This is a genomic window from Streptomyces sp. RLA012 (assembly GCF_056270325.1).
Genome location: NZ_JBWDPA010000002.1, coordinates 1,778,551 through 1,789,793 on the forward strand (window position 1 = coordinate 1,778,551; position 11,243 = coordinate 1,789,793).

Sequence of the window (11,243 nt, forward strand, 5' to 3'; positions counted from 1 at the left end):
GACTTCCGTCAGAGCGAAGTACGCGGCCGGCTGTCGAAGTTGGAGGGGCGGGTCGTCCCACAGGCCCGACCCTCCCCACACACCCGACGGTCCACCTGCTACGAATTTGGAGCACTTGTGGAGACGAGACTCCCGATGGAGGCGATTCGATTCCACGCGTACGGCGACCCCGGCGTGCTGCGCTACGAGGACGCCGAGCGGCCCGTGCCGGCGGCCGGCGAGATCCTCGTCGAGGTCGAGGCGACCTCGTTCAATCCCGTCGACGCGGGGATCCGCGCGGGACACCTGCGGCAGGTCTTCCCGGTCTCGCTCCCGCACACCCCGGGGATCGACGTGGCCGGGACGGTCGCGGCGCTCGGCGCGGGCGTGACGGGCCACGCTGTTGAAGAGGTTGCGCAGGGCGGCCGCGTGCCGGTCTCCGTGGTCGTCGCGGTGGCGCCGGTAGTGGGCCTCGGCCCCGGGTGATCCGTTCGAAGCCGCGAAGGCCCACAGGTGGCCGGCGTGGTTGAGGCGGTCGTTCTTCACCCGCCGCCGGGTGATGCTCGACTTCTTGCCGGAGGCCGGGGTGTGGGGAGAGGACCCGGCGTAGGCCTTCAGCCGGCGGGCGCCGGCGAACCGGGTGCGGTCGTCCCCGATCTCGGCCGGCACCCTGGCGCCGAGCAGGACGCCGAGCCCGGAAAAGCTGAGGATCACGTCAGCGTCCGGGTGCTGTGGGAAAGCGTCCTCCTCCGCCCCGGCGAGGTCGTCGGCGGCGGCGCAGGCGGCCTCCGGTCGGCCCAGGAGGGCGAGCATCTGCTTGCCGAGCGCGTCTTCGACCAGCGACGGCCGGTGGGCCCACTCGGCCCGGAGGACCTCGCGGATCCGGTCGGCATCGGCCTCGATGCCTCGCTTCCGGCTGGCGCGTTTGAGGGCGGCCTGGATCTGCGTGCGGCTCAGCCGCGCGGCCCTGGCAGGGGTGGGGGCGAACTTGAGCAGTTCGCGGGCTTCGGGGCGGCACAGTCCGTCGGGTTCATGGGATGTGGTTCCAATCGTGGGTCGGCGGGAGTGCCGACCGGGCCGGGATCGGCGGGCTCTCGCCACCGCGGTGTGCGGGGACGGTGGCCGGCCGGTGCGTCAGGGGCGCAGCAGTGTCTTGATGGCGCGGCGCTCGTCCATGGCGCGGTAGCCCTCGGCGGCCTGGTCCAGCGGCAGCGTCAGGTCGAAGACCCGGCCGGGCTCGATACGGCCGCTCAGGACCCGCTCGATCAGGTCGGGCAGGAAGCGGCGTACCGGGGCGGGGCCGCCGCGCAGGCCGACGTGGGAGAAGAACAGCTCCTGGCCGTCGATGGCCACGTCGTGCGGGACGCCGACGAAGCCGACGTTGCCGCCGGGGCGGGCGGCCCGGACGGCCTGCCGCATCGACTCCTGCGTGCCGACGCACTCCAGGACGGAGTCGGCGCCGATGCCACCGGTGAGCTCCTTGATACGGGCGACGCCCGCCTCGCCGCGCTCGGCGACGATGTCGGTGGCGCCGAACTCCGTCGCCAGTCGCTGCCGCGAAGCGTGGCGGCTCATGGCGATGATCCGCTCGGCGCCGAGTTCCCGGGCGGCGAGAACGCCGGACAGGCCGACCGCGCCGTCGCCGACCACGACCACCGTGGAGCCGGGCTTCACCTCGGCGGCGACGGCCGCGTACCAGCCGGTGCCCATGACGTCGGAGAGGGTGAGCAGGCTCGGCACGAACTTCTCGTCGGGCTGCCCGTCGAGGGCGACCAGGGTGCCGTCGGCGAGCGGGATACGGATGTACTCGGCCTGGCAGCCGCCCACGAACTCCTTGTGCGGGCACGAGGTCTGGTAGCCGGCGCGGCACACGGGGCAGGTGTTGTCGGAGGCGAAGAAGGAGCCGATGACGAACTGCCCCGGCTTGATGTCCCGCACCTCCGTGCCGGTCTCCTCGACCACGCCGACGTACTCGTGGCCGATCGGTGTGGGCTGGGCGACCTCGTTGATGCCGCGGTAGTCCCACAGGTCGGAGCCGCACACACAGGCGGCGACCGTCCGGATCACCGCGTCGGTGGGAGCGAGGATCTTCGGTTCGGGGAGGTTCTCCACCCGGATGTCACCGGGGGCATGGATCACGGTTGCGCGCATGGCTCATTCCAGAGTGAGGGGAAGGTTGAACGGGGCAGGGCGTCGGCTGCCGGAGCCGTGCGAAGGGGAACGAGTCGGCCGTTCCGTACCACTCGCCCGGCCCTGCGGGCGGCGGCGCGTCGAGGTCGTCCGGTCGGCGGCGTCAGCATCGGTTCGGCCGCCACGGCGTTGTCGAGGAGGCACGTGGCGGTTCCGCTCGGCGATCTCCCGCGAACGTGATCACCGCCACCGTGTGGGGTGTGCCGTCCCCGGTCGCAGCTGACGCCCACGCTCCTGTCAGCTGTGATCAGTGCGAGGTACGGGTGCTGCTGCGCGGGCCGCCGTACTCGGCGTCGGTGACGTGCTCCAGCCAGTTGACCTCGTCGCCCTCCCAGAGCGCGATGTGCTCCATGAACTGGTCCGGGGTCGCACCGTGCCAGTGCTCCTCGCCGGGCGGGCAACCGATGGTGTCGCCCTGGTGGGCCTCGATGATCACGCCGTCCCGGGTGCCGACCAGGGCGACTCCGGACACGACGTGCAGGGTCTGGCCCAGGCCGTGGCTGTGCCAGGCGGTGCGGGCACCGGGGGCGAAGCGGACCAGGTTGGCCCGCGCCCGGGAGGGCTCCTCGCCCCGGTGGATCACATCCGCCCAGGCGTCGCCGGTGAACATCTGGGCGGGCAGCTTCATGGTCGCCGGCGGCTTGAGGATCTCCATGCTGGTACGTACTCCTTGCGTCGGCCGCCGCGGGGCGGCCGTAGGTGGGTGATGAGAACGAGGTCCCGCGGGTGGGACGGGATCAGGCCGTGCGGAACAGTTCGCGGGCCACGGTCAGGGCGGACATGGCCCTGGGCCAGCCGGCGTAGAACGCCATGTGCGTGATCGTCTCGATGAGTTCCGCCTCGGTGACGCCGTTCTCCCCGGCCAGGCCGAGGTGGTAGGCGAGCTGTTCGCTGCTGCCGCTGGTGATGAGGCTGGCCACGGTCACCAGGCTGCGGTCCCTCGGAGCCAGCTCCGGGCTCTTCCAGGCCTGCCCGAACAGCACGTCCTCGCTGTAGCCGGCCAGTGCGGGAGCGACGTCCCCGAACAGCTCGCGGGGGCCCGGCCGGGTCTTCTCCGTCATCGTTCGTGTCCTTTCCATGTGGCGCGACGCCGCTCATCGGGCCGCCGTCGGACGGGCGGGCGACACCGCGCCGGGGTTTCGTTCGGCCCGCAAGCCGCGGCCGCCGCCACCGGGACGGCGCTCCGGCCGACCGGGCGGTCGGCTTGGCTCCGATCGTGTCGCTACCGATGAAACCGCAGGTCACACGCGTGAGGAAGGACTCGTTGATACGTGTACTGGCAGTACACCCCACGGTCGCGGAAGCCGACGTAGCCTCGAAGCCATGGACAACCGAAGCGAGGTACGCGAGTTCCTGACCAGCCGCCGCGCCAAGATCACACCGCAGCGGGCAGGGCTGCCCGCCTACAGCGGCAACCGGCGCGTCAAGGGGCTGCGCAGGGAAGAAGTCGCGCTGCTCGCCGGCGTCAGCGCCGAGTACTACGCCCGCCTGGAGCGCGGCAACCTCTCCGGTGTCTCCGAGACCGTCCTCGACTCACTCGCCCGCGCCCTCCAGCTCGACGAGGCCGAGCGCGCCCACCTCGACGACCTCGCCCGCACCGCCAACACCACCCGCCGCACGCCCCGCCGCCGGGCCCCGCAGCCCATCCGCCCCAGCCTGCAGCACCTGCTCGACGCGATGACCGAGGCCCCGGCCTTCATCCGCAACGGCCGCCTCGACATCCTCGCCACCAACCGCCTCGGCCGCGCCCTGTACGACCCGGTCTTCGCCGACCCCGCCCGGCCCGCGAACCTCGCCCGGTACGAGTTCCTCAACCCCGGCGCGGCCGACTTCCTGCCCCAGCTGGAGGCCCAGGCGGCCGGAGCGGTGGCGCTGCTGCGCACCGAGGCGGGACGCGACCCGTACAACCGGGACCTGACCGACCTCATCGGCGAACTCTCCACCCGCAGCGAGGAGTTCCGCACCCTGTGGGCCGCCCACGACGTGCGCCTGCACCGGACCGGCGTCAAGCACTTCCACCACCCCGCGGTCGGCGAACTCTCCCTCCCCTTCGAGGCCATGCCCATCCCGACCGACCCCGGCCTCACCCTCACCGCCCTCAGCGCCGAACCCGGCACCCCGTCCCACGACAGCCTCAAACTGCTGGCCAGCTGGGCCGCCACCCTCGACCAGAACGACCAGAACGACCAGCCGGACACCGCGGCAACCAGCGGCGAACAGAGTGCGTAGCGGAGCTGTCCGACGCCGCCATGCGGTCGCCCAGCCCAAGCGCGGGCAGCGCAACGCATATGTTCGAGCAATTATGGCCGCACTGTGAGTGGAGGTGTTCCTCGCAGCCGTCCACGGCCACCTCGGGTGGCAACCGAGCAGCAGCGCCACTCCGTCGTCCGCCGTGGTGACCACCGGCAGCCGGACCAACGCTCCGAGCAGCCCCTTTACGGTGGCCCTTCCGCCTGACAGAAGCCGCCTTGCGGAGGCGATCGGAGGAAAACACTCTGATTCGACCCCGGTTCGACCCGGGTCGCTCAGAGGCAATCAGAGGCAACGCCCTCTGCAACTGGCCTTCGAGGGACCCGAGTTGGACGGTGTGGATCACGGGCGGCATCCCTGGCGGGACTCTGACTCGTCCCGAACTCCTCAACCGCCGGTACCGGCGCACCCGGCCGGAGCTTTCCACCTCGCGCTTCGAGTACCTCGAAATCTTCCACAACCGGCAACGCAGGAACTCCGCGCTGGAAATGCTCACCCCCATTCAGTGCGAGCTGAGTCAACCGCCGGTAGCGTGAAATCCAACGACGCGACTCCATACAAGTCGAGGCACATCATCAGTCTCCGACCAACCCGGGGCGGTTCAGTCGGCGTCCGTACTGCCCGGCTGGGCAGTACCGATCAAGAGGTGCTGACCGGGCGTGCTCTGGACGTCGAAGGACTGGTACGTGAGGGTGAACCGGCCCACGGCCGGGTGGTTGAAGGTCTTGGGCCTCAGGCCGAGCGCACGGACGGCGTGACCGCGCCACATCTGCTCGAACTCGCCGCTGCTACTGCGCAGTTCCTTGATCGTGGCGGCCATCCGGGGATCGTCCGAATGGTGTCCGGCAGCCAGGCGCAGGGCTTCGACCGAGCATTGTGCGACGCCCTGCCAGTCCGCGTAGAGCCCTCGGGCTGCGGGATCCAGGAAGAGGGAACGCAGTACTTGGCGGCGGTCGGCGAGTGGCGAGAGGAGGGCATCGGCCACGGCGTTGGCCGCGAGCACTTCGAGGCGGCGGTTAATGATGTACGCGACTGCGGTGGGGAAGGCGTCCATGAGCCGGAGCAAAGCGGGCTCCACCTCGTCCGGCGCGTCCGTGGCCTCGCGGCGCGTTCCTGGGAGTGCCGCCCCCAGGAAGCCTCGCCCTGCCTGACCCCCGGGATCACGGCCATGATCAAACCTGGGTGGACGACCACCTGACCCGGTCTCCGTGCCTGGTCCCGGCTTCTCCGAAGGGTTTCTCATGACCGTCCCTCCCATTCCCGTAGGCAAGGTCGTTCTGATCACCGGGGCCAGCAGCGGCATCGGTGAGGCGACGGCCCGGCGGCTGGCCGCGTCGGGGCACCGGGTGCTAGTCGGCGCCCGGCGGACGGACCGGATCGCCGCCCTCGCCAAGGACATCCGGGACGGCGGCGGGACAGCCGACCACCGAGGCTTGGACGTGACCAGCCTGGACAGCATGCGGGCCTTCGCGCAGGCCGCGCACGATACGTTCGGCCGCGTCGACGTCCTGGTCAACAACGCCGGCATGATGCCGCTCTCTCCGCTGGACAGGCTGAAGGTCGACGAGTGGAACCGCATGATAGACGTGAACCTGCGCGGCGTGCTGCACGGCATCGCCGCCGTGCTCCCCCTCATGCGCGCGCAGGGATCCGGCCACATCCAGGCGGTCTCGCGCCACGAGAGGATCACAGCACTCGCAGGCCATCACCGGATCCGGCAGCACGCGCCCTGGCTGTTTCAGATACCACTGGCACTCGGCCAGGGCAGCAGCCACAGCCCCCGGCCATAGTCGGTCCTCTTCCAACTTCCGGATCGCTACGCGAGTCGCCGCAGACACACCGCGGACCCGGCGAACCGGAATCCCTCTTCTGGGCCGCCAACGCTTCGCGCGCAGCCCCTTCGGACGCCTACGTGGCATCGGCCTTTCGGATCAACAGCCCGTCATCCTGCCACGGACCGGGCTGCCTCCGCACGTGGTCATAGAGGGCCCGCACCACGGCAGGTGCTCCTACTTCTCACCGCCATTCCTGCGCTCTCCGGACGAAGAGTGATGCCGTAACCCATCGACAAGCGGTCTCGGTTGTTGAGACCTACGCAGCCCAGAGGAGCATGCCGGGGTTGAGCAGGCCGTCCGGGTCCCAGAGTCGGCGGCCCGCGTAGTGGTGGTGCAGGAACTCCGCCTTGTATGACACTCACCTCCCAACTGGGTCCCGCCTACGCATATGCACAGGTCGACAGGTCCGCCGACGCCTCCCCTTGCTGACGCGGTCGATCTCGGACGCCGAGCAGCGGCTCGGCGCCGACAGTCCCCTCATAGCGGGCGCCCGAGTCTTCATGTCAGCGCTCTTGCCCGGGGAGAAAACGCCGTACACGCCGACCGGGCCGGGCTCTGACGCCTCCATCCCTGCGGCGGAGCAGGCCGTGGCCAACGCCGAACGGTCAATGGCACCCGCTTTCCCTGAGCTACTGCGGGACGCCGGCAGCGCAGTACGCAAAGGTCGGTCGCCGTGACGAAGCGATCGACCTCCTCCAGCACCTCATGGACCACCGCGACCAACTGGGCCCGAGCCCAATCGCCGCATACCTTCCCAGCGTCCTGTCAGCACTCCGACAGCTTCGGGATATCCGCTGAAGATACAGGTCACCCACCGGTTCCAGTCGCTCGGAAGACGGCCTACCCGCACCACGTCCCGACAGGTGGGCACGGCGCCGACCCTCGCCAGCGAAGCGCCACTTCCACCATGGCAACGGCTACGGGCCAGTTGGCCGTCGCCGGTGTCGATGTCGCCGGCCGTGCTCGATTCCGTGGCTGCGGGCACCGTGGGGCTGGTGCCCACGTTCCGGGAACCCTGTTGCAGGCGCTGACTCCATGCGGCTCTCGGACTCGGCCGTCTCGAACCTCTCAGACGTCCGGTAGCCCGCCGACTGGACGGTCGTGGCAGAGGGCCGTCCTCTTGGCCTCATCCCCTCGAACCCGTGGCCAGGGGGCCGTCGACACGCGGCACAGCCGTGCCCGCACCCCCGCTACAACCTGCTCGCCCCCGCGACCCGGTGCGGGTGCCCCGCTCCGTCGGGAAGAAGAGATCACACAGGCAATGGATCACGCCGTCCCGCTCTCCGGGTACCGTCAGGGTATGAGTCACCCGCACCCCGACCTGAAAGCCGCCCCACCCCTTCCCGAAGGAGGGCTGCGGGTCATCGCCCTGGGCGGCCTGGGTGAGATCGGCCGCAACATGACCGTCTTCGAGCACGCGGGCAAACTGCTCATCGTCGACTGCGGCGTGCTGTTCCCCGAGGAGACCCAGCCCGGCGTGGACGTCATCCTGCCCGACTTCACCTCGATCCGGGACCGGCTGGACGACATCGTGGCCGTGGTACTCACCCACGGCCACGAGGACCACATCGGCGGCGTGCCCTACCTGCTGCGCGAGCGGTCCGACATTCCCGTCGTCGGTTCCAAGCTGACCCTTGCGTTCCTGGAGGCCAAGCTCAAGGAACACGGCATCCGGCCGAGCACGGTGCGGGTGCGGGAGGGCGACCGGCGCGGCTTCGGGCCCTTCGACTGCGAGTTCGTGGCGGTCAACCACTCCATCCCGGACGGCCTCGCGGTCGCGATCCGCACCGGCGCCGGGATGGTGCTGCACACCGGCGACTTCAAGATGGACCAGTTCCCTCTCGACGACCGCATCACCGATCTGCGCGCCTTCGCCCGGCTCGGCGAGGAGGGCGTGGACCTGTTCCTCACCGACTCCACCAACGCCGAAGTTCCCGGCTTCACCACCTCCGAGCGTGAGCTGAACCCGGCGATCGAGCAGGTGATGCGCACCGCGCCACGCCGGGTCATCGTCTCCAGCTTCGCCAGCCATGTGCACCGCATCCAACAGGTCCTGGACGCCGCCCACCAGCACGGCCGTAAGGTCGCCTTCGTAGGCCGGTCGATGGTCCGCAACATGGGCATCGCCCGTGACCTGGGCTATCTGCAGGTCCCCTCCGGTCTGGTCGTGAACACGAAGGAGCTGGAGAAGCTCCCGGACCACAAGATCACTCTGGTGTGCACAGGCTCCCAGGGCGAACCGATGGCCGCGCTGTCACGGATGGCCAACCGCGACCACCAGATCCGCATCGGCAAGGGCGACACCGTCCTGCTCGCCAGCTCCCTCATCCCCGGCAACGAGAGCGCCATCTACCGGGTGATCAACGGACTCACCCGGTGGGGCGCCCACGTGGTCCACAAGGGCAACGCCAAGGTCCACGTCTCCGGGCATGCCAGCGCCGGCGAACTCGTCTACTGCTACAACATCATCAAACCCCGCAACGTCATGCCCGTGCACGGCGAATGGCGCCACCTGCGGGCCAACGGCGACCTCGCCATCCGTACCGGCGTCGACCCCGACCGGGTCGTCATCGCCGAGGACGGCGTCGTCGTCGACCTCGTCGACGGGCGCGCGTCCATCACCGGCAAAGTCCCCGCCGGCAACGTCTACGTTGACGGCATGGAAGTCGGCGGCGCCACCGAAGCATCCCTCAAGGACCGCCTCACCCTCGCCGCCGAAGGCGTGGTCACGGTAGTGGCGATCGTCGACGCGGACACCGGCGCCCTCGCCGAGGCCCCCGACTTCCTGGCCCGCGGCTTCGTCCACGACGACACCACCTTCGAGCCGGTCATCCCGGTCATCGAGAAGACCCTGGCCACCGCGGCCGAGGAAGGCGTCGGGGACGCGCACCAACTCGAACAGCTCCTCGCCCGCGCCGTGGCGAACTGGGCGTTCCGCACCCACCGCCGTAAACCCCTCATCATCCCCGTCATCATCGACGCCTGAGCCACAGCACGGCAGCACGGTCCCCGGTTCCGGTCCCTGGGGTATCGAGGTCGGGCACGGGAGTCAGCAGCCGCCTCGGGAGGCCGGGGTGGCAACACACTCCACATGATGAGCCATCGGGAAGATGTCGCCGAAGCCCACCCTGCGAGAACCAGCAGGTCAGGCATAGTTTATCGACACCGAGGAGCCGCTACCTTTCCGGCTGCGGCGGAAGCGGGTCATGCAGCCGGTCAGTCGACAGCCGGCTCGGCCAGCCGGAGCCGGTGTGTCCGGAAGTGTCCTCGCGCCGTGGCATTCCACAGACTGTCTCGAGAATGACAGTACGGGCTCGGAGGGTTCACGTCTCGGTGGGAACCCTCGGGGCGAATGGGGCTCCTTTGCCTGTGCCCAGGGGAGCGCGGAGAGGGCTCCGCAATGGGCGGTGATCGGGGTTGCTCCATTTTTGCGGGCGCGATTCAGTCCCTAGCGGCGCGGTCCTGGTGATCAGCGGGCTGCGGAACTGGGGTTGGTGGCTGTTGATGTGTCGGGGTGGAGGGTGAAGACTCGGTCCAGGCTGGCGATACGCAGGATCCGGGCGGTGCTGGCGGGAACTGCGGTCAGGGCCATGTCGCCGCTCTGTTCCGTAGCCAGGTTGCGTGTCGCCAGCAATGCGGTGATGCCGCTGGAGTCGCAGAATTCCAGGCCGGCCAGATCCAGGACCAGCAGTTGTCCACTGGCCAGGGTGAGACGGTCCACAGCCTGGCGGAGTTCGGGTGCCGTCGCATGGTCGAGGTCACCGGTGATCTCCAGTACGGGACCGGAGGCCACGTCTCGGGCAGTGATCGTCAGCGGGCTCATATCAGGTCTTCACTCGCGAGGTGGGAAGCGAGGCGGGCACGCCGAGGGCGAGCAGCGCTGTGTCGTCGTCGAGTCCGTCGCCGAAGCCGGCGAGGAGCCCGGTCAGGGCGGCTATAAGGGCCTGGGGCCCCGTAGCGGACTGTTCGGCGGGGAAGGCGCGCAGAGCGTCATCGCTGTAGAGCTCGCGATTGCCGCCCGTCGGAACGCCCTGCCGCCGGACAGAACGACCCGCGCGTCACACCCCGACATGTGTGTGCGGGATCCGCCGGAACCCGGACGCACCATCTCAGGACACGGGCGGACCGGACGGTCCGGCCGTCCGGCGGTGTTCGGCGTTGATGCGCTGGGCTTCTTCGAGTTGGTCTTCGAGGATGATGATGCGGCAGGCGGCCTCGATGGGGGTGCCGTTGTCGACGAGTTCGCGGGCGCGGGCGGCGATGCGCAGCTGGTAGCGGGAGTAACGGCGATGGCCGCCCGCGGAACGGAGCGGGGTGATGAGACGGGCTTCGCCGATGGCGCGGAGGAAGCCCTGGGTGGTGCCGAGCATCTCTGCGGCCCGGCCCATGGTGTAGGCGGGGTAGTCGTCGTCGTCGAGTCGGCCGTACGAGTCGTCTGCCGTCATTGCACCTCTCTCGTGGAACGCGTGGAGGGGCCCTGGCACCATGTGTGCCAGGGCCCCGAAGGAACTGCTACACCATCTGCCGGCCCTGATACTGCACCGGCCTACTGTTTCCGCACGAGCTCACGGGGGGTGAGAGCGTGTGCGGGGATCGCGGTTGCTCGACCGGAGACCACCTCACTATCGATGTCCTGCGGTACCCGGGCTCAGCAATTCCGCCCGGGCGATCCTGATGGCGCTCGGCCCCTCCGTTCTTTCCCTCTTTGATCAACTAATTGCTGGCACTGCTCTACTGCGTGCTACTGGTGATGCGACCTGCTCCGTGACCTGTGACAGCGTCACTCTTCGGCAGCCAGCCCCGTCGCCCGTCCTGCGTCTGCTCTGGCTTGGAACCCCACTGCCGAACCTCCCGGTGCGCGCGCCCGCAGCCGACGCCTTCACCGAGGTACCACTCACATACCTTCACTGCTGGATACCGCGAACTGCACTGACGGGTACTGCAACTTCAACTGCGGTCCTGCTCCCGGCGCCCCCTGATCACTGCGGG

Annotated in this window: 9 protein-coding genes and 3 pseudogenes; 4 read left to right on the forward strand and 8 right to left on the reverse strand. The window is 69.5% G+C overall.

All coding sequences use genetic code 11. The features are described 5' to 3' along the window. Positions 1-135 precede the first annotated feature (135 nt). Complete coding sequence (locus RV986_RS08430) at positions 136-465, forward strand: alcohol dehydrogenase catalytic domain-containing protein (protein WP_475924218.1); 330 nt, start codon at positions 136-138, stop codon at positions 463-465. Here RV986_RS08430 and RV986_RS08435 read toward each other — a convergent pair. From RV986_RS08435 to RV986_RS08450, 4 genes and pseudogenes are all read right to left on the reverse strand, one after another. Then, a pseudogene (locus RV986_RS08435) lies at positions 382-1,005 on the reverse strand (transposase); the annotation flags it as partial. The gene RV986_RS08430 and the pseudogene RV986_RS08435 overlap by 84 nt on opposite strands. 108 nt (positions 1,006-1,113) lie before the next feature. Further along, entirely contained in the window at positions 1,114-2,130 is a 1,017-nt protein-coding gene (locus tag RV986_RS08440; RefSeq protein WP_475916789.1) for a zinc-dependent alcohol dehydrogenase family protein, read from the reverse strand. A gap of 286 nt (positions 2,131-2,416) precedes the next feature. Further along, the gene (locus RV986_RS08445; RefSeq protein ID WP_475916790.1) at positions 2,417-2,824 is read right to left on the reverse strand and encodes a (R)-mandelonitrile lyase; all 408 of its coding nucleotides are present in this window, start codon (positions 2,822-2,824) and stop codon (positions 2,417-2,419) included. A gap of 82 nt (positions 2,825-2,906) precedes the next feature. Beyond that, on the reverse strand, positions 2,907-3,230 hold the full coding sequence (locus RV986_RS08450; RefSeq protein WP_475916791.1) for a carboxymuconolactone decarboxylase family protein: 324 nt from the start codon (positions 3,228-3,230) through the stop codon (positions 2,907-2,909). Between the two features lie 262 nt (positions 3,231-3,492). Between RV986_RS08450 and RV986_RS08455 the strand changes: the two genes are divergently transcribed. Next, positions 3,493-4,398 carry a helix-turn-helix transcriptional regulator gene (locus RV986_RS08455; RefSeq protein WP_475916792.1) on the forward strand — a complete coding sequence of 302 codons (906 nt, stop codon included), beginning with the start codon at positions 3,493-3,495 and terminating at the stop codon, positions 4,396-4,398. A 622-nt stretch (positions 4,399-5,020) separates the two neighbouring features. Here the strand turns inward: RV986_RS08455 and RV986_RS08460 are convergent. Then, positions 5,021-5,722 carry an MmyB family transcriptional regulator gene (locus RV986_RS08460; protein ID WP_475916793.1) on the reverse strand — a complete coding sequence of 234 codons (702 nt, stop codon included), beginning with the start codon at positions 5,720-5,722 and terminating at the stop codon, positions 5,021-5,023. On the opposite strand from RV986_RS08460, the pseudogene RV986_RS08465 reads away from it, so the two are divergent. Next, positions 5,661-6,092: pseudogene (locus RV986_RS08465) on the forward strand (SDR family oxidoreductase); the annotation flags it as partial. The gene RV986_RS08460 and the pseudogene RV986_RS08465 sit on opposite strands and share 62 nt — an antisense overlap. Positions 6,093-7,554: 1,462 nt before the next feature. Continuing rightward, positions 7,555-9,240, forward strand: coding sequence for a ribonuclease J (locus tag RV986_RS08470; RefSeq protein ID WP_475916794.1), 1,686 nt, complete (start codon positions 7,555-7,557; stop codon positions 9,238-9,240). Positions 9,241-9,723: 483 nt separating this feature from the next. Here RV986_RS08470 and RV986_RS08475 read toward each other — a convergent pair whose 3' ends face one another. From RV986_RS08475 to RV986_RS08485, 3 genes and pseudogenes are all read right to left on the reverse strand, one after another. Next, positions 9,724-10,077 carry an STAS domain-containing protein gene (locus tag RV986_RS08475; RefSeq protein WP_475916795.1) on the reverse strand — a complete coding sequence of 118 codons (354 nt, stop codon included), beginning with the start codon at positions 10,075-10,077 and terminating at the stop codon, positions 9,724-9,726. A 1-nt stretch (position 10,078) separates the two neighbouring features. Continuing rightward, positions 10,079-10,276 (reverse strand): annotated as a pseudogene (locus RV986_RS08480) (histidine kinase); the annotation flags it as partial. A gap of 87 nt (positions 10,277-10,363) precedes the next feature. Further along, positions 10,364-10,699, reverse strand: coding sequence for a helix-turn-helix domain-containing protein (locus RV986_RS08485; RefSeq protein WP_475916796.1), 336 nt, complete (start codon positions 10,697-10,699; stop codon positions 10,364-10,366). Positions 10,700-11,243: the final 544 nt, after the last annotated feature.

Bases quoted from the DNA above. Each gene is read 5' to 3' on its own strand.
- RV986_RS08470 (WP_475916794.1), top strand. From the start codon at position 7,555: ATGAGTCACCCGCACCCCGACCTGAAAGCCGCCCCACCCCTTCCCGAA.
- RV986_RS08485 (WP_475916796.1), bottom strand. From the start codon at position 10,699: ATGACGGCAGACGACTCGTACGGCCGACTCGACGACGACGACTACCCC.
- RV986_RS08445 (WP_475916790.1), bottom strand. From the start codon at position 2,824: ATGGAGATCCTCAAGCCGCCGGCGACCATGAAGCTGCCCGCCCAGATG.
- RV986_RS08440 (WP_475916789.1), bottom strand. From the start codon at position 2,130: ATGCGCGCAACCGTGATCCATGCCCCCGGTGACATCCGGGTGGAGAAC.
- RV986_RS08450 (WP_475916791.1), bottom strand. From the start codon at position 3,230: ATGACGGAGAAGACCCGGCCGGGCCCCCGCGAGCTGTTCGGGGACGTC.
- RV986_RS08475 (WP_475916795.1), bottom strand. From the start codon at position 10,077: ATGAGCCCGCTGACGATCACTGCCCGAGACGTGGCCTCCGGTCCCGTA.
- RV986_RS08430 (WP_475924218.1), top strand. From the start codon at position 136: ATGGAGGCGATTCGATTCCACGCGTACGGCGACCCCGGCGTGCTGCGC.
- RV986_RS08460 (WP_475916793.1), bottom strand. From the start codon at position 5,722: ATGCCGCTGCTGGCCCCGGTGATCAGAACGACCTTGCCTACGGGAATG.
- RV986_RS08455 (WP_475916792.1), top strand. From the start codon at position 3,493: ATGGACAACCGAAGCGAGGTACGCGAGTTCCTGACCAGCCGCCGCGCC.